The sequence below is a fragment of the Pseudomonas sp. TE3895 genome (assembly GCF_056278855.1).
Genome location: NZ_JBWBQE010000001.1, coordinates 5,596,952 through 5,614,006, shown reverse-complemented (window position 1 = coordinate 5,614,006; position 17,055 = coordinate 5,596,952). Strand labels below are relative to the sequence as shown.

General features: G+C 56.2%; 16 protein-coding genes. 12 read left to right on the top strand and 4 right to left on the bottom strand.

Going from position 1 to position 17,055, the window contains the following annotated elements; all coding sequences use genetic code 11:
- The first annotated feature begins 2 nt into the window (after positions 1-2).
- From cmk to ACZ889_RS25325, 12 genes are all read left to right on the top strand, one after another.
- Positions 3-680 carry a (d)CMP kinase gene (cmk, locus tag ACZ889_RS25380; RefSeq protein ID WP_003252672.1) on the top strand — a complete coding sequence of 226 codons (678 nt, stop codon included), beginning with the start codon at positions 3-5 and terminating at the stop codon, positions 678-680.
- Between the two features lie 124 nt (positions 681-804).
- The gene (rpsA, locus tag ACZ889_RS25375; protein WP_003252673.1) at positions 805-2,481 is read left to right on the top strand and encodes a 30S ribosomal protein S1; all 1,677 of its coding nucleotides are present in this window, start codon (positions 805-807) and stop codon (positions 2,479-2,481) included.
- A gap of 430 nt (positions 2,482-2,911) precedes the next feature.
- Positions 2,912-3,208 carry an integration host factor subunit beta gene (ihfB, locus tag ACZ889_RS25370; protein WP_003252675.1) on the top strand — a complete coding sequence of 99 codons (297 nt, stop codon included), beginning with the start codon at positions 2,912-2,914 and terminating at the stop codon, positions 3,206-3,208.
- Positions 3,209-3,229: 21 nt separating this feature from the next.
- A complete protein-coding gene (locus ACZ889_RS25365) occupies positions 3,230-3,493 on the top strand; it encodes a lipopolysaccharide assembly protein LapA domain-containing protein (RefSeq protein ID WP_003252676.1) in 264 nt (87 codons plus the stop codon).
- 102 nt (positions 3,494-3,595) lie between these two features.
- Positions 3,596-5,026, top strand: coding sequence for an MBL fold metallo-hydrolase RNA specificity domain-containing protein (locus ACZ889_RS25360; protein ID WP_180689417.1), 1,431 nt, complete (start codon positions 3,596-3,598; stop codon positions 5,024-5,026).
- A gap of 134 nt (positions 5,027-5,160) precedes the next feature.
- A complete protein-coding gene (locus ACZ889_RS25355; RefSeq protein ID WP_012053382.1) occupies positions 5,161-6,105 on the top strand; it encodes an NAD-dependent epimerase/dehydratase family protein in 945 nt (314 codons plus the stop codon).
- 201 nt (positions 6,106-6,306) lie between these two features.
- Positions 6,307-7,332: an MraY family glycosyltransferase gene (locus ACZ889_RS25350; RefSeq protein ID WP_041168517.1), complete on the top strand. Its 1,026-nt coding sequence runs from the start codon at positions 6,307-6,309 to the stop codon at positions 7,330-7,332.
- A gap of 83 nt (positions 7,333-7,415) precedes the next feature.
- Positions 7,416-9,428, top strand: a complete 2,013-nt coding sequence (locus ACZ889_RS25345; RefSeq protein WP_180689419.1) for a polysaccharide biosynthesis protein — start codon at positions 7,416-7,418, stop codon at positions 9,426-9,428.
- 260 nt (positions 9,429-9,688) lie between these two features.
- On the top strand, positions 9,689-10,765 hold the full coding sequence (rfbB, locus tag ACZ889_RS25340) for a dTDP-glucose 4,6-dehydratase (RefSeq protein ID WP_054888745.1): 1,077 nt from the start codon (positions 9,689-9,691) through the stop codon (positions 10,763-10,765).
- Entirely contained in the window at positions 10,762-11,667 is a 906-nt protein-coding gene (rfbD, locus tag ACZ889_RS25335; protein WP_012053378.1) for a dTDP-4-dehydrorhamnose reductase, read from the top strand. Before rfbB ends, rfbD begins: the two co-directional genes overlap by 4 nt.
- The gene (gene rfbA / locus ACZ889_RS25330; RefSeq protein WP_476257936.1) at positions 11,664-12,554 is read left to right on the top strand and encodes a glucose-1-phosphate thymidylyltransferase RfbA; all 891 of its coding nucleotides are present in this window, start codon (positions 11,664-11,666) and stop codon (positions 12,552-12,554) included. Before rfbD ends, rfbA begins: the two co-directional genes overlap by 4 nt.
- Positions 12,555-12,590: 36 nt before the next feature.
- On the top strand, positions 12,591-13,511 hold the full coding sequence (locus tag ACZ889_RS25325; RefSeq protein ID WP_476257935.1) for a glycosyltransferase: 921 nt from the start codon (positions 12,591-12,593) through the stop codon (positions 13,509-13,511).
- Positions 13,512-13,724: 213 nt separating this feature from the next.
- Here the strand turns inward: ACZ889_RS25325 and ACZ889_RS25320 are convergent, their stop codons facing one another.
- Genes ACZ889_RS25320 through ACZ889_RS25305 form a run of 4 tightly spaced genes read right to left on the bottom strand, consistent with a single transcriptional unit; the run spans position 13,725 to position 16,998 of the window.
- Positions 13,725-14,114: a GtrA family protein gene (locus tag ACZ889_RS25320; RefSeq protein WP_012053375.1), complete on the bottom strand. Its 390-nt coding sequence runs from the start codon at positions 14,112-14,114 to the stop codon at positions 13,725-13,727.
- A 4-nt stretch (positions 14,115-14,118) separates the two neighbouring features.
- Entirely contained in the window at positions 14,119-15,072 is a 954-nt protein-coding gene (locus ACZ889_RS25315) for a WxcM-like domain-containing protein (RefSeq protein WP_012053374.1), read from the bottom strand.
- A complete protein-coding gene (locus ACZ889_RS25310; protein WP_041168516.1) occupies positions 15,062-16,009 on the bottom strand; it encodes a glycosyltransferase family 2 protein in 948 nt (315 codons plus the stop codon). Before ACZ889_RS25310 ends, ACZ889_RS25315 begins: the two co-directional genes overlap by 11 nt.
- A complete protein-coding gene (locus ACZ889_RS25305) occupies positions 16,006-16,998 on the bottom strand; it encodes a DegT/DnrJ/EryC1/StrS family aminotransferase (RefSeq protein ID WP_476257934.1) in 993 nt (330 codons plus the stop codon). Before ACZ889_RS25305 ends, ACZ889_RS25310 begins: the two co-directional genes overlap by 4 nt.
- Between the last annotated feature and the right edge of the window lie 57 nt (positions 16,999-17,055).

The following is a 17,055-nucleotide window of genomic DNA, read 5'->3' as shown; positions in this document are numbered from 1 at the left end:
CAATGGCACCGGTTATCACCATCGACGGGCCAAGCGGCTCGGGCAAGGGCACGGTCGCCGGGCTGATTGCCCGCGAGCTGGGCTGGAAGCTGCTGGACTCCGGCGCGCTGTATCGCTTGCTGGCATTCAATGCCAGTAACCACGGCGTCGACCTGACCAACGAAGAGCTGCTGACCAAGCTTGCCGCCCATCTGGATGTGCAGTTCATCGCTGCCGAGCCCGGTAAGCTACAGCAGATCATCCTTGAGGGTGAGGACGTCAGCAACGTCATCCGTACCGAAACCGTCGGTGCTGGTGCATCGATGGTGGCCTCGCTGCCGGCAGTGCGTGATGCGCTGCTGGTGCGTCAGCGTGAGTTCCGCGAAGTGCCGGGGCTGATTGCTGACGGTCGCGACATGGGTACCGTGGTGTTCCCGGATGCGCCCTTGAAGGTCTTCCTCACCGCCAGCGCGGAGGAGCGTGCACGTCGCCGCTACCTGCAGTTGAAGGGCAAGGGTGAAGATGTTAGTCTGTCGAGTCTGCTGGATGAGATTCGTGCGCGTGATGAACGTGACACCCAACGTGCAGTGGCCCCGCTGAAGCCAGCGGCCGATGCCATTCAGTTGGACTCTACCGAGTTGTCCATCGAGCAGGTGTTGCAACGTATCAGAAGCGAGATCGCCCAGCGCGACCTTATCTGATAGCCAGGAAAGCAGGCAGGGGCACCAGTCAACGTCCTGCCGGCTTTCCTTTACTTAAAACGAACCCACATTGTCTGGAATGTGGTTATGGGCGTCTGTTTCGCCCGAATCTACAGGAATTAAAATGAGCGAAAGCTTTGCAGAACTCTTTGAAGAAAGCCTGAAAACCCTCAATCTTCAGCCGGGTGCGATCATCACCGGTATCGTTGTCGACATCGACGGCGACTGGGTTACCGTACACGCTGGCCTGAAGTCCGAGGGCGTCATCCCGCTCGAGCAGTTCTACAACGAAGCTGGCGAGCTGACCATCAAGGTCGGTGACGAAGTTCACGTTGCGCTGGACGCGGTCGAAGACGGCTTTGGCGAAACCAAGCTGTCCCGTGAAAAAGCCAAGCGCGCCGAGTGCTGGATTGTTCTGGAAGCAGCTTTCGCCGCCGAAGAAGTGGTCAAGGGCGTTATCAACGGTAAGGTTAAGGGCGGCTTCACTGTCGACGTTAACGGCATCCGTGCGTTCCTGCCGGGCTCCCTGGTTGATGTCCGCCCAGTGCGCGACACCACCCACCTGGAAGGCAAAGAGCTGGAATTCAAGGTCATCAAGCTGGACCAGAAGCGCAACAACGTTGTCGTTTCCCGTCGCAGCGTGCTGGAAGCCGAGAACAGCGCCGAGCGCGAAGCCCTGCTGGAAACCCTGCAGGAAGGCCAGCAAGTCAAAGGTATCGTCAAGAACCTCACCGACTACGGCGCATTCGTGGACCTGGGCGGTATCGACGGCCTGCTGCACATCACCGACATGGCTTGGAAGCGCATCAAGCACCCATCGGAAATCGTTAACGTTGGCGACGAAGTCGACGTACGCGTTCTGAAGTTCGACCGTGAGCGCAACCGCGTTTCGCTGGGTCTGAAGCAGATGGGCGAAGATCCGTGGGTAGCTATCACTGCCCGTTACCCAGAAGGTACTCGCGTACAGGCTCGCGTTACCAACCTGACCGACTACGGCTGCTTCGCTGAGCTGGAAGAAGGCGTTGAAGGTCTGGTACACGTTTCCGAAATGGACTGGACCAACAAGAACATCCACCCGTCGAAAGTCGTTCAGGTTGGCGACGAAGTGGAAGTCATGGTTCTGGACATCGACGAAGAGCGTCGTCGTATCTCCCTGGGCATCAAGCAGTGCAAGTCCAACCCATGGGAAGACTTCTCCGGCCAGTTCAACAAGGGTGACAAGATCACCGGTACCATCAAGTCGATCACCGACTTCGGTATCTTCATTGGTCTGGACGGCGGCATCGACGGCCTGGTTCACCTGTCCGACATCTCCTGGAACGAAACCGGCGAAGAAGCCGTACGTCGTTTCAAGAAGGGCGACGAGCTGGAAACCGTCATCCTGTCGGTTGACCCAGAGCGCGAGCGCATCTCCCTGGGCATCAAGCAGCTGGAAGACGATCCGTTCTCCAACTTCGTTGCTGTCAATGACAAGGGCGCTATCGTCAAGGGCATCGTGAAAGAAGTTGACGCCAAAGGCGCCATCGTCACTCTGGCCGACGACATCGAAGCCACTCTGAAAGCTTCCGAAATCAGCCGTGACCGCGTTGAAGACGCGCGTAACGTTCTGAAGGAAGGCGAAGAGATCGAAGCCAAGATCATCAGCGTTGACCGCAAGTCCCGCGTTATCAGCCTGTCGATCAAATCGAAAGACGACGCTGAAGAGCGCGAAGCTATCCAGAGCCTGAAAAACGCTCCGGAAGCTGCTGCCGACACCACCATGGCTGCGCTGCTGCGCGAAGCAATGGCCAAGCAGAACTGAGTTCTGTTTGATCGGTAAAAAGGGCGACCCTCGGGTCGCCCTTTTTTTATGCTCCGCAACCAGGCGGCGCGGCGGATGGCACTGCTGGATCACGCCAGCTTCAGGCTGGCGAAGCCCTTTGTAGGAGCGGGTTCACCCGCGAATCAGGCAGCGCGGTGGATGGCACCGGCTTCGCCGGTGTTCGCGGGTAAACCCGCTCCTACACCGAGGGCAGTGGACCACGCTCGCTTCAGGCTGACGCGCCCCTATTGTAGGAGCGGGCTTGCCCGCGAATAAGGCAGCGCTGGCCTGCCTGAGTGGTAGACCATTCTTGAATTACTTCAATCTTGAATTTTTTTATTAAGTCAAGATCCACCCTGTTCAAATCCTTCCCAGCGTGCTACAAACTGGTTAAGCAATGATCTAGCTGCTTGATAACGAAGGGAAAAATATGACGAAGTCGGAGCTGATCGAACGTATTGTCACCCATCAGGGGCTGCTCTCGTCCAAGGATGTGGAGCTGGCCATCAAGACCATGCTTGAGCAGATGTCGCAATGCCTGGCTACCGGCGATCGCATCGAGATCCGCGGTTTTGGCAGCTTCTCGCTGCACTATCGCGCCCCCCGCGTGGGCCGTAACCCGAAGACCGGCCAGTCGGTCAGCCTCGAAGGCAAGTTCGTGCCGCACTTCAAACCCGGCAAAGAGCTGCGTGATCGGGTCAATGAAGAAGACGAGGCTGAAGCCTGATCTACCAAGGAGAGAATTCTGATGCGTAACCTCAAGCGCGCCCTGGCGGCAGTGTTCGTGCTGCTGTTGGCGGCTGTGGTGCTGTTCTTCGTGCTGGAGAACCAGCAAGCCGTGTCATTGGTCCTGTTCGGTTGGGCTACGCCAGCCATGCCGGTTGCTGTTCTGGTATTGGCTGCCTTGGTCATTGGCCTGGCGGTCGGGCCATTGCTGGGGGCTTACGGCGTGCAGCGTAGCAAGCGCAAGATCAGGGCTTCTGCCCGTCAGGCGGCACTGAACGGCAACTAAGGAAATTTCCTACACCTATTAAAGAAAGGTTCGCCTATGCATGCGTCGGCTGTCATGGAGTAATAGCCCACTTCATTTTCGGTCCAGGCGAGTGTGCGCAGCATGGAATATCCCAGCCTTTCCCATCACGGTGGTACCCGGGGTGTCACCGGGTCCTGTCACCAGCTGCACCTCGGCCCATCCACCAGTTTGCTGGTCGACTGCGGGCTGGAACAGGGAAGTGATGCGCCGCCCGGCGCAGAATCCGCCCCCCTCGCTTTTGATATCCAGGGTATTCAGGCCCTGGTCATCACCCATGTCCATCTCGACCATGTTGGGCGCATCCCTGCGCTGCTGGCAGCGGGTTACCGTGGCCCTATCCTGTGCAGCGAGCCCTCGGCCCGGCTGCTGCCGCTGGTACTGGAAGACGCCTACAAGCTGAGCATCAGCAGCGAGCCTGCGCAGGTGGCGCGCTATCTCGACTTCATCCGTGACCTGATCGTGCCGCTGCCCTTCGAGCAGTGGCACACGGTGGTCGAGCGCCCTGGTCTTGCCTGCCGTATTCGTCTACAGCGCGCAGGGCATCTTCTGGGTTCCGCTTATGTCGAGTGCGATATCCAGCATGAGCAAACCAACACCCGTTATGTGTTTTCTGGTGACCTGGGCGCTTGTGGCAACCCGCTGCTGCGCCCGGTGCAGCCTCCGGAGCGCGCCGATGTGCTGGTGCTGGAAAGCACCTACGGTGACCGCCTGCATCCGCAGGCAGACGACCGCCGTCAGCGGCTGGAAGACGCCATCGACCGTGCCCTCGCCGACAAGGGCACCCTCCTGATTCCCGCATTCAGTCTTGGTCGCACGCAGGAGCTGTTGTACGAGCTGGAAGACATTCTGCACCGCAAATCCCTGCTGAACACTACCGGTCCGGCCCCGGACGGGGAGCCGATCGACTGGTCACAGTTGCCCATCATCCTCGATTCGCCCTTGGCTCAGCGCATCACCAGCGTGTACCGGGAGCTGCACGAATACTGGAATGCAGAAGCCAGGGCGCGTGTTGCAGCAGGGCGCGATCCACTTGGCTTCAGCCAACTGATCAGTGTGGACACCCATGCCCGCCACCAGCAGGTGGTCAATTACCTCAAGAGCACCGGGCGACCGGCGATCGTGATTGCTGGCAATGGCATGTGTTCGGGTGGGCGCATCGTCAATTACCTCAAGGCCATGCTGGGGGATCCGCGGCATGAGGTGATGTTTGTGGGGTACCAGGCTAAGGGGACGCCGGGGGCGGTGATACAGGCCAGCGAAGGGGCGCAAGGTTTTGTACAGATTGACCTGGATGGAGATATGCATGATGTGCGGGCGAAAGTCATATCGATGCACGGCTACTCCGGGCATGCGGACCAAGGGGGCTTGGTACGGTTTGCCATGGGAGGCAGAACGCCGGCGGGGAGGGTATTGCTTGTGCACGGAGACAGCAGTGCCAAGGAAGGATTGGCCAAGGCTCTGAGGCGGCGGATTGGCCAAATGGGGTGTCGTGCGGAGGTCATTGTCGCCTGACGCTCGCTCTTGGTCTGGCGAGAGCGTATGAGAGCATGAGGTGCGTTTCGCTGTAAGCTGTATGCAGTGTCTGAAGGGTTGGCCATCGTAGTGTGCGCTAAGTGAATATTCCGGCAAGAGAGTGAGTCGCAAGAGTGAGAGTGTTGGTGACGGGGGCTTCCGGCTTTGTCGGCGGAGCTTTGATCGAGCAACTTCGGCTCGATGATGGTTTACAGCTACGGTTGGCCCAGCGGCGAGCCATCGAGGTGCCGTTCGCCGAGTGCATTCAAGTTGGCGATATAAATGGTGCAACCGATTGGCAAACGGTACTGGCGGGTGTGGATGTAGTTGTGCATCTGGCTGCTCGTGCGCACATACTGCATCACCGCGACGCCGATCCACTGGCGATGTTCAGGGAGGTCAACACCCAAGGCACATTGAACCTGGCGCGTCAGGCGGCTTTCGCCGGGGTCAGGCGATTTGTCTTCATCAGCAGTATTGGTGTGAATGGCGCGCAAACGAAGGGTCAGGCTTTTAACGAGCGAAGTGCGGTATCGCCTCATTCACCCTATGCGCAATCCAAATACGAAGCGGAATGTGGATTGCTCAACATGGCAGAGTCGGGCGTTATGGAGGTCGTCATCATCCGGCCGCCGATGATTTTCGCAGCGCACGCGCCGGGTAATTTTGCACGGCTACTGAAGCTGACATCCCTTCCTGTGCCTTTGCCGTTCGGCGGGATGGATAATCTGAGAAGCCTGGTTTCGCTGCAGAACCTGATTGGTTTTATCGAACTTTGTGTCAAAAGTCCGCACGCGGCGAACGAGGTCTTCCTGATTTGTGACGGTGATGATGTTTCGACGGAGGAAATGGTTCGCCGGCTGGCTAAGGGTATGGGTTGTCGCCGTTGGTTGCTGCCATTTCCCAAAACCATCCTTCACTGGATGGCAATATTGACCGGCAGGGAAAGCATGTATATCCAGCTTTTTGGCTCGCTTCAAATTGATGCAGGCAAAGCGCGTGAATTGTTGCAATGGGAACCGCGCGTGAGCACGCATCAGGGGCTCGAGGAGGCAGGTAGAAGGTACAAGGCTGGATGAATCGGCCCTTCCTGAATATGATGACTGCCAGTTGCGCAATGCAGTTGTCATGCTCGTGTGCCAAGACCTCGCCATGCGACTGACATGTTCACTGCAGCTCACTGTAGAGATGACTCTGGGCCTGGAGGGCTGGGTGTCAGCCACCAGCTTATTAGAAGCGCCCGAAACCGCCTGCACCTATTATCTGGAAACTCATCGCCAATGAGCCTTCTCTGGCTGCTTCCTATTGCTTTTGTCCTATCGTTCGGCCTGACGGCTGCCCTGCGCCGATACGCCTTGTCGCAGAGCCTGCTGGATATCCCCAATGCACGTAGCTCGCACAGCATGCCGACGCCGCGCGGAGGTGGCGTTGCAATAGTTCTGACTTTTCTGCTCGCATTGGTGTTTTTAGGCGTATCCGGCAATGTTCCCGTCAGGATCTGTATGGCGCTGGGTGGATCTGGTGCAATGGTAGCCGTCATCGGCTTCATGGACGATCATGGTCACGTGGCGGCCCGTTGGCGTCTGCTGGCGCACTTCATGGCCGCTGCGTGGTCTCTGTACTGGTTGGGAGGTATGCCCCAGCTTTCGGCATTCGGCATGTCTGTCGAGCCGCGGGTAGTCGGTAGTATCTTTGGGTTGTTGTACCTCGTCTGGACGCTCAACCTCTACAACTTCATGGATGGGATCGATGGCATCGCCAGTGTGCAGGCAATCACTGTCTGCCTTGGGGCTTGCCTGATTTATGGCCTGACCGGCCACCTGGCAGCTATCTGGGGGCCACTGCTGCTTGCGGTCTCCGTCACAGGTTTCCTGTGTTGGAATTTCCCACCCGCGCGAATTTTCATGGGCGATGCAGGTAGTGGGTTTCTGGGGGTTGTGTTGGCCGGGCTTTCGCTCCATGCGGCCTCGCTAGATAGCGAACTCTTTTGGTGCTGGCTGATTCTCATGGGCGTATTCGTGGTCGATGCCACGTTCACCCTTCTACGCCGACTATTGCGCGGGGACAAGGTGTATGAGGCGCATCGAAGCCATGCTTACCAATACGCTGCGCGTCATTTCGGCAGGCATTTGCCAGTCACCGTGGCCGTTGTGCTGATAAACCTGTGCTGGTTATTGCCAATCGCTGTCGCGTGCACCATCTTTGGTCTTGGCGGGGCAGGGCTGCTAATCGCCTATGCGCCACTGGTGGTGCTGGCACTCAGGTTTCATGCGGGAGAGCGAGAGACGGATGTTGGTGAGGGATAGGCGGCGTTGCGCTTGTAAAGGTGCTTCAATGAGTACTATGGGCGAGTGTTCGTCAATAAAGCGCCATATGCAGGGAGAAGTCGATGAGCGGCGATAACCTGTTGGACAGGCTGCGAGTTTTCTTGGTCGCGTTGCCGAGGCGCCAGAAGAGGCTGATTCAGGTCGTAACTGATGTTTTGCTCATCTGGCTTGCCCTCTGGCTTGCATTTCTCGTGCGCTTGGGCATCGATGATCTTTCCGGTCCGCTCAAAGAGCACGCATGGTTGTTCGCCTTCGCTCCAATCGTGGCCATTCCGCTTTTCACGCGGTTTGGAATGTACCGTGCGGTCATGCGTTATTTTGGCAATGACGCACTGATCGCCATCATCAAGGCAGTCAGTCTCTCGTCGTTGATACTTTCCGTGGTCGTTTTCTGGTACAGCAATCATCAGGCGATCGTGCCGCGGTCGATCGTCTTCAATTACTGGTGGTTGAGCCTGGTCATCATCGGTGGTTTGCGGTTGCTGATGCGCCACTATTTTATGGGGGACTGGTTTGCCGGCGCTCACGTGATGCCTTTTGCGGGCCGAGATGACGGCTTGACCAAGGTCGCCATCTACGGAGCTGGAACAGCGGGCAACCAATTACTGGCCGCCTTGCGCATGGGCCGTCTGATGCGCCCGGTGGCTTTCCTCGACGATGATGGCGACTTGTCCGGGCGGGTCATTTCCGGTTTGCAGGTCTACAAGCCCAAGCACCTTCAGCAACTGATCAATGAAACGGGCGCTCAGGAAATCCTACTGGCGCTGCCTTCGGCTACGCGGGCGCGCCGAAAAGAAATTCTTGGCTTCCTCGAGCCGTTCCCTTTGCATGTGCGCAGTGTTCCTGCTTTTGCCGATCTTGCTAGCGGCAGGGTGAAGGTAGGGGATATTCAAGACGTCGACATCGCCGATTTGCTCGGGCGCGATGCAGTGCCTGCGCAAAAAGAGTTGCTGGTGCGTTGCATTGAGAAACAGACCGTTCTGGTAACGGGGGCAGGCGGCTCGATCGGCTCCGAGCTGTGCAGGCAGATCATTGGCCTGGGCCCCAAGACGCTGCTGCTGTTCGATCATAGCGAGTACAACCTCTACACTATCCTCTCTGAACTTGAGCAGCGCATCAGCCGCGAGTCATTGTCCATACGTTTGTTGCCAATTCTCGGTTCTGTTCGTAATCAGGCACACCTGCTGGATGTCATGAAAGCCTGGCGTGTGGACACCGTCTATCACGCGGCGGCCTACAAGCATGTGCCAATGGTCGAGCACAATATGGCAGAGGGTGTGCTGAACAATGTCATCGGTACCCTCCACACTGCACAGGCGGCACTGCAGGCAGGCGTCGCCAATTTCGTGCTTATCTCCACGGACAAAGCGGTACGCCCCACCAATGTGATGGGCAGCAGCAAAAGGCTTGCAGAAATGATTCTGCAAGCTTTGAGTCGTGAAATGGCGCCGGTCATGTTCGCTGACAGTGGCAAGGTATCCAGGGTCAACAAAACGCGCTTTACCATGGTTCGTTTTGGAAATGTGCTGGGTTCGTCGGGCTCGGTTGTGCCGCTATTTCATAAGCAGATCAAATCAGGGGGGCCTCTCACGGTCACGCACCCCAAGATCACCCGCTATTTCATGACCATTCCCGAGGCTGCGCAACTGGTGATCCAGGCCGGGTCGATGGGAACGGGCGGGGATGTGTTCGTGCTCGATATGGGTGAACCGGTGCGCATCGTTGAGCTCGCCGAAAAGATGATCCACCTGTCTGGCCTGAGTGTGCGTTCAGAGCGCAATCAACAGGGCGATATTGCCATCGAGTTCACGGGATTGCGGCCGGGTGAAAAACTGTATGAAGAATTGCTGATTGGTGATCAGGTAGTGAGCACGGACCATCCGATGATCATGTCTGCGCATGAGGATCACCTGTCCTGGGATGTGCTCAAAGATAAGCTTTCCGCGCTGCTCGCAGCGATTTCCACGGATGATTATGTTCGTGTCCGGCAGTTGCTGCGTGAAACGGTCAGCGGTTATTCGCCTGACGGTGAGATTGTTGATTGGATTCACACCCAACGCAGGGTCGATTCTTGAAAAAACGTCCGGCACAGTCATTGCCCGCTAGTCAGAAGTTTCGAGCGCTCAAGGGCTTACGTTGGTGTCGGTGTGATTATGTTATCAAGGGTAGCGGTTTTGTATGTAGAATCCTTTGTCGTTTTCGCTTAGGTAAGTTTGCCTCTATTGAATCGTGGGAACGCAAAAGTGGCATCGCTTGTGGTCATTTTGTGCCGTTGCTTCCATGGATAGGGTGAATACTTTTCGATTTTTGTCAGGCCCCAAGGTAGAAAATTCTCGTGAAGATTTTAGTAACAGGTGGTGCAGGCTTTATTGGCTCAGCCGTCATTCGGCACATCATTTCCAATACGGCTGACTCTGTAGTCAACGTCGACAAGCTCACCTATGCGGGGAACCTCGAGTCTCTGCAATCCGTCGCTCAGAATCCACGGTATGCCTTTGAGCACGTTGACATCTGCAGTCGTGAGGAGATGGATCGGGTGTTCCGCGAACATCAGCCTGATGCGGTGATGCACCTGGCTGCCGAGTCCCATGTCGACCGCTCTATCACCGGGCCGTCGGCGTTCATCGAAACCAATATCATTGGTACCTACGTCCTGCTCGAAGCCGCGCGTGGCTACTGGTCCGGGCTCGACGAAGCACGTAAGTCGGCATTCCGTTTCCACCATATTTCCACTGACGAAGTCTATGGTGACCTGGAAGGGCCGGAAGATCTCTTCACCGAAACGACCCCCTACCAACCAAGCTCCCCGTACTCGGCGAGCAAGGCCAGTTCCGACCATCTGGTACGCGCCTGGGCCCGCACTTATGGGCTGCCGACCCTGGTGACCAACTGCTCGAACAACTACGGGCCGTTCCACTTCCCTGAAAAACTGATCCCGCTGGTGATTCTCAACGCACTGGAGGGCAAGCCGCTGCCTATTTATGGCAAAGGGGATCAAATCCGCGACTGGCTGTTTGTCGAAGATCATGCGCGTGCGCTGTATAAGGTCGTGACCGAGGGTGAAGTCGGCGAAACGTACAATATCGGTGGCCACAACGAGAAGCAGAACATTGAAGTTGTGCGAACTGTTTGCGAGTTGCTTGATGAACTGCGCCCTGACTCCGCGTTCGCTCCGCATTTCAACCTGGTGACCTACGTTACCGACCGACCTGGCCATGACGTACGTTATGCGATCGACGCCAGCAAGATTCAGCGTGAACTGGGTTGGGTGCCGGAGGAGACCTTCGAGTCCGGTATTCGCAAGACTGTTGAGTGGTACCTCAGCAATGCGGAGTGGGTAGCGCACGTCAAGAGTGGCAGCTACCAGCAGTGGATCGACACGAATTACACCGCGCGTGCTGAAAAGCCATGAAGGTTCTGTTGCTGGGTAAAGACGGACAGGTTGGCTGGGAGTTGCAACGTGCCCTGGTAGTCATGGGTGAGATCGTCGCCTTGGGCCGGAATCCGGTGTCTACCTCATATGGCACGCTCAGCGGTGATTTGTCGGACCTGGACGGGTTGCGCCAGACCATCCGTGCTGTTGCGCCTGATCTTATCGTAAATGCCGCAGCGTACACTGCTGTCGACAAGGCGGAGACTGAGCAGGAACTCGCACGTAAGGTCAATGCCTTGGCTAGCGGGGTGATTGCTGAAGAGGCGAAGCGTCTGGATGCATTGTTCGTGCATTACTCCACGGACTATGTATTCGATGGTGCGGGTACAAGCCCCTGGAAAGAAAGTGATAGCGTATCGCCGGTAAACTATTACGGCGCCACCAAGTTGGAAGGCGAGCAGCTGATCGTCGCCTCAGGTTGCAACTATCTGATTTTCCGGACCAGTTGGGTCTACGCGGCAAAAGGGAACAATTTTGCCAAGACCATGCTGCGCCTCGCTAAGGAACGACAGACACTGAATGTCATTGCGGACCAGATTGGTGTGCCGACCAGTGCCGAGCTATTGGCCGATGTTGCGGTGCATGCAGTGCAGAAGACACTGAACAATCCCAGCTTGTGCGGGATTTACCACCTGGCTCCCGCGGGTGAGACGTCTTGGCACGCATACGCGACATATGTCATTGCGTCTGCGCGAGCACACGGCGAGCCGTTAGCAGTGGAAACGATCAATCCAATTGCTACCACGGAATATCCGACGCCTGCAAATCGTCCGTTGAACTCACGTCTGGATACAACAAAGCTACGCGATGCTTTCGCTTTGCAATTGCCGGACTGGAAAGTCGGTGTAACTCGAATGCTCATGGAAATCTTGAATAAATGAACGCAATCAATCGTAAAGGAATCATCCTGGCAGGCGGTTCGGGAACGCGTTTGCACCCGTTGACCTTGGGTGTTTCCAAGCAAATGCTGCCAATCTACGACAAGCCGATGATCTTCTATCCGCTGTCGGTACTCATGCTGGCGGGTATGCGTGAGATCCTGATCATTTCGACGCCTGACGATCTGCCGGCGTTTCGCAAGTTGCTCGGGGATGGCAGCCAATATGGCATTCAGTTGAGCTACGCGGAGCAACCCAGTCCGGATGGCTTGGCTCAAGCATTCCTTATTGGCGAAGAATTTATCGGCAATGACCCTTGCTGCTTGATCCTCGGTGACAATATTTTCTATGGTCAGCATTTTTCGGATAATTTGCGCGCCGCTGCCGAGCAAAAAGACGGTGCTACGGTATTTGGCTATCACGTGAACGATCCCGAGCGCTTTGGTGTCGTTGAATTCGACAAAAATGGCCGCGCCCTTAGCATTGAGGAAAAGCCCGCAGCACCGAAGTCCAACTATGCTGTGACCGGTTTGTATTTCTACGATAACGACGTGGTCGAGATCGCCAAAAGCATCAAGCCTTCCGCGCGCGGTGAGCTCGAAATCACCGATGTCAACCGTGCCTATTTGGACAGGAAGTCGCTTACGGTGCAGATGCTGGGTCGCGGTTTTGCTTGGCTGGACACAGGCACCCATGAGTCGCTGCTAGAGGCTAGCCATTTTGTTCATACAATCGAGCAGCGCCAAGGCTGGAAAGTAGCGTGCCTTGAGGAAATTGGCTATGCCAACGGCTGGATTTCGAAAGAGCAAGTCGAGGACCAAGCAGAGAAGCTGAAAAAGACCGGCTATGGCCAGTACCTGAAAAAGTTGCTGGACGTCGGGGCTCACTGAGTCGCTGTATGCGAATGAAGCAAGGTGACCAGCAGCATGGCTGATAATCTGCCACAGGTTGCAGTGCTGTTGGCTGCATACAACGGAATGTCTTGGATCGAGGAGCAACTCGCCTCGATCCTTTCGCAAACCAATGTTCACGTAAGCATCTTCATCAGCGTTGATCCTTCCAGTGATGGTACCGAAGGCTGGTGCGCTGATTACGCTGCGGGGCACGAGAGTGTATTCGTATTGCCACCAGCAGGCCCATTTGGCGGCGCTGCCCCCAACTTCTTCCGGCTGATCCGAGATGTCGATTTTTCGACGTTCGACTACTTATCTTTTTCCGATCAAGACGATATCTGGTATCCGGACAAGCTTGAGAGAGCTGTCGCGCAACTGCGAACAGGCAACTTCGATGGTTACTCAAGCAATGTAGTCGCTTTTTGGCCCGACGGCCGTCGTTTACTGGTGGACAAGGCGCAACCTCAGGTGGCATGGGACTATTTGTTTGAAGCCGCGGGTCCAGGTTGCACTTACGTTCTGACTCAGAAATTGGCGGCTGCGCTGAAGCGTTTGATAGCCCAGCGCTGGGAGGCAGTGCAAAATGTCGCGCTACACGACTGGTTCTGCTATGCCTACGCGCGCAGTGCAGGGTACAGATGGTTCATTGATCCGGTTCCGAGAATGGATTACCGCCAGCACCTGAAAAATCAGGTAGGGGTGAACGCGGGTCTGCGCTCGGCGGTTTCGCGAGTCAGGCAGGTTGTACAAGGTTGGTGGTTTTCTCAGGTCAAGCTCATACGTGAGCTAACGCTCGACGCCCATTGCCAGGATGCAGTCCCAAAGAGCCTTAAGTGTTCCGGGCGGATTTTGTTTCTGAGGTTGATGATACGCGCACAAGAATGTCGGCGGCGCCGGCGTGACCAGTTTGCATTTGTGGTGCTGTGCATGCTCAGCGCATTGTTCAGGCACTAACGGAGGCGAGGCTCGATCAGACCTTATGCCCTGGACGGCACTGTCAGGGCGGTGTCTGGTCGATCATTAATTATCATTTTCCAATGCTTTCAAAGTTTTCTTGGTTCATTGGACTCGCCCGGCACACTTACCGAAGGCTCACTTAAAGCTGTGCGCACGAACTGTGGTTGACCTGTTCCATTCGTTGTATGTAATACCGCACGTAAGCAATAGTTATCGCTTTTTGAATGCGAATCGGGAAAGCAGGAACGTCACAGGCAGTGTAAGGACGATGGCCACAAGTGGTGCCAGTCGACTATCCAGTTGAAATCTCTCGACCCATACCCACAGGATCAGCACGCTGAGCAGATACTGCACCAGATAAATCAGTGGCAACATGACCGCAGATTTTACGCCTTGATGACTCTTGAAGACGAAAAATCGATTTAGCAGATAGGCTAGGACGATGCCGGCTACATAGGAGAGCGTATAGCTGAGTTGGTAGGATAAAAACGTCAGTAGACCCAGATACATGCCATATGTCAGAGCGGTGTTGAAACCGCCTGACATCAGGAAACGGGCAATGTCCAGATTGAGAAGCTTGGAAATGACCGAGTTGTTCATGGCTTCACGACAGGTGGCTATTGATCAGTGACTTGAACTCGTCGTAATTGCGAATGTAGTCATCCGCATCGTAATAGTGCGATGCGAAGACCATGAGCACTGCGTCCGGAGAGTAGCGATACTGTATGCCCCAAGTCATTGGGGGCAGATGGATACCTTTGTTAGGCTTGTCCAATACAAACTCTTCACGGTTGATGCCGTCATCGGCCACGACGTGAACAGAACCCTTCACGGCTACCAGGAACTGATGGCACTCACGGTGGGCATGCTCACCCCGGGTTTCGGCTGTGGGAACGTCATAGACCAGGAAATAGCGTTCGGTCTTGAAGGGAATGGAGCGTTCAAACTCCCCAGCTGACAAGCTACCGCGTATATCAGTCACCTCCTTCATGGTGTGCAGCTTGACGCCCTTGACTGACGTTTCTTCTGCACCTTCCGAGTAGGGCGTGACTTCGTTTTCTGCTTTTGTAGATACCGGTTTGGCGTCGACGTAGCCAATGATCTTCGCTGGGTTGCCGACGACGATGGCGTTTGGCGGAATGGAGCGAGTAACCACCGCACCAGCGCCGACCATTGCATTGATACCAATGGTCAAGCCGGGAAGGATGGTGCAGTTGGCGCCAAGGGAGGCACCCTTTCTGATGATGGTGCGTGAGAAAGTCTGCGGATAGACCTTGCTTCGCGGGAAGAGGTCATTGGTGAAGGTGGCGTTGGGACCAATGAAGACATCGTCTTCGATAGTGATCCCGTCCCAGATCTGAACGCCGCATTTAAGCGTTACCCGATCACCGATGACGACATCGTTTTCAATGAAAACGTTATCGCAGACGTTGCATTCGCGGCCCAGGCTGGCGCCTGGCAAGATATGGGCAAAGGCCCACACCCGGGTGTCCTGACCGATGTTTTCGGATTCGCACAGCGCGTGGCTGTGGACGAAAAAGTTCCTGTTACCGCTCATTGCTGTCTCCAAAATCCTCAACGCGCATTGGAATTGCCAATGGCCGATTTTTTGTATTTTCGTATGTGCGCCAGGCATAAGAGCCAACGATGCCGAGCCCCAGAAGGTTCAAGCAACCCAGGAAGGTAATTGCCAGCATGATCATCGCGTATCCGGGTACTTCGATCATGCCGTGCAATTTGGCGATCACCGTGAATAGGCCGAAAAGTGCGGCCAGCGATGATCCGAATGCTCCGACGCGGGTAAGCAGTCTGATGGGCAAATCGGTGAAAGAGAAGACGCTGTCCATCAGATAATTGACCTTCTTGCGCAGCGTCCAGGCCGATTTGCCATGGATGCGCTCCCGACGCGAGTAGGTCACGACTTCGCGGCGGTAGCCGAGCCAGAAGATCTGAGCAATCAACGAGCTGTGGCGTTCGTCCAGCGTAAGTAGTGTGTCTCTGAACGCTTTGTTGCAGGCGAACATGTCGACCCCACCCGGAGGAATCTCCGGGATGACGTATCGGCGGTAGAGCCCCCAGAAGATTTTCGATGCTGTGCGAGACGCCCATGGATCTTCACGGCCTTCCCGCACACCGACCACGACATCGGTATTTTGCCGCAGCAGCACACGGTTCATTTCGAGCACCAGCTCCGGCGGCTCCTGCAGGTCTGCTGCCATCACCGCATATCGATCGCCGCTGCCGTGTTGCAGACCAGTTCGGATAGCCATGAACGAGCCAAAATTCTTCGACAGCAGGACGAGCTTGGAGCGGAATGGCTGGGATGGCAGCGTGTCGCGAAGAATTTCATAGCAACGGTCAGGGCTGCCATCAATAACGAACACCACTTCCAGCTCACCTTCGAGCTGAAGGTTGAGGTCAGCCACTGCCGTCAACAAGTCGGGCAGGTTGCTTTCATTGCGATAAACGGGGATGACCAGCGTCAGCAAGATCAATGCTCCTTGGTGAAGAATTCCTTGACGGCGTCGATGACCCGATTCACTTCTTCATCTTTGAGTCCCGGGAAGCAGGGCAGGGAGATGACAGTACTGCAGGCCTGTTCGGTCACCACGAGCGACTGGGGCGGTGTGGCGTTATAGGCAGGCTGTTTGTGGTCGGCGATCGGGTAGTGGATATCGGTGCTGACAAGCCTTTCCTTGAGCGCTGCAGCGAAAGCTGCGCGGTCTTTGACTCGGACAACGTACAGGTGAGCAACATAGTCCTCGCCCGTAGAGGCAGGCAGTTGCAGGTCCAGCGAGGCGAACGCGGCATTGTAGCGCTGAGCGATAGAGCGGCGTTGCTCGTTCCAGCCATCGAGAAGCGGAAGTTTCACGCGCAGGATAGCGGCCTGCATTTCATCGAGGCGACTGTTGCGACCGCCAGCAATGGCGACCTGGTATTTTTGCGACCAGCCATATTGACGCAGCTGGCGAATGCGGGCGGCAAGCTGGTCGTTGCGGGTAACCACAGCGCCGCCGTCACCCAGGGCGCCGAGATTCTTCGTGGGGTAGAAGCTGAAGCAGGCGATGTCACCGAAACTGCCGGCCTGCTGGCCATTGCGTCGTGCACCGTGGGACTGTGCGCAGTCTTCGAGGACCGGTACGCCAGCGGCCTGAGCGATGCGAACGATTTCTTCGATATTGGCCAGTTGCCCATACAGGTGCGTCACGATGACCGCAGCAGGCTTGCTTTCGATAACCTGCGCCAATGCATTGGGGCACATGGTCAGCGTCTCTGCGTCTACATCGACGTAGACGGGCTCTGCGCCAATGGCATGAATGGCGGTGCTGCTATAGAAGCCGGCGTTGGCGATCGCTACCACGCGACTGCCTTGTTCAACGCCCAGGCCGCGAAGTGCGAGCTCCAGTGCCTCCGAACCATTGGCGACGCTTATGCAGTGGTCGACACCGACATAACGAGCAAACGCTTCCTCGAATTGCTTCACTTCAGTGCCAAGGATGTACCAGTGGCCTGTCCAGAACGGTTTTCAAGGGTGACAGGA

Excerpts from the sequence above, each read along its gene's own strand:
- ACZ889_RS25350 (WP_041168517.1), top strand. The coding sequence starts at position 6,307 with ATGAGCCTTCTCTGGCTGCTTCCTATTGCTTTTGTCCTATCGTTCGGC.
- ACZ889_RS25365 (WP_003252676.1), top strand. The coding sequence starts at position 3,230 with ATGCGTAACCTCAAGCGCGCCCTGGCGGCAGTGTTCGTGCTGCTGTTG.
- ACZ889_RS25315 (WP_012053374.1), bottom strand. The coding sequence starts at position 15,072 with ATGAGCGGTAACAGGAACTTTTTCGTCCACAGCCACGCGCTGTGCGAA.
- rpsA (WP_003252673.1), top strand. The coding sequence starts at position 805 with ATGAGCGAAAGCTTTGCAGAACTCTTTGAAGAAAGCCTGAAAACCCTC.
- ihfB (WP_003252675.1), top strand. The coding sequence starts at position 2,912 with ATGACGAAGTCGGAGCTGATCGAACGTATTGTCACCCATCAGGGGCTG.
- rfbD (WP_012053378.1), top strand. The coding sequence starts at position 10,762 with ATGAAGGTTCTGTTGCTGGGTAAAGACGGACAGGTTGGCTGGGAGTTG.
- ACZ889_RS25360 (WP_180689417.1), top strand. The coding sequence starts at position 3,596 with ATGGAATATCCCAGCCTTTCCCATCACGGTGGTACCCGGGGTGTCACC.
- cmk (WP_003252672.1), top strand. The coding sequence starts at position 3 with ATGGCACCGGTTATCACCATCGACGGGCCAAGCGGCTCGGGCAAGGGC.
- ACZ889_RS25325 (WP_476257935.1), top strand. The coding sequence starts at position 12,591 with ATGGCTGATAATCTGCCACAGGTTGCAGTGCTGTTGGCTGCATACAAC.
- rfbA (WP_476257936.1), top strand. The coding sequence starts at position 11,664 with ATGAACGCAATCAATCGTAAAGGAATCATCCTGGCAGGCGGTTCGGGA.
- ACZ889_RS25320 (WP_012053375.1), bottom strand. The coding sequence starts at position 14,114 with ATGAACAACTCGGTCATTTCCAAGCTTCTCAATCTGGACATTGCCCGT.
- ACZ889_RS25345 (WP_180689419.1), top strand. The coding sequence starts at position 7,416 with ATGAGCGGCGATAACCTGTTGGACAGGCTGCGAGTTTTCTTGGTCGCG.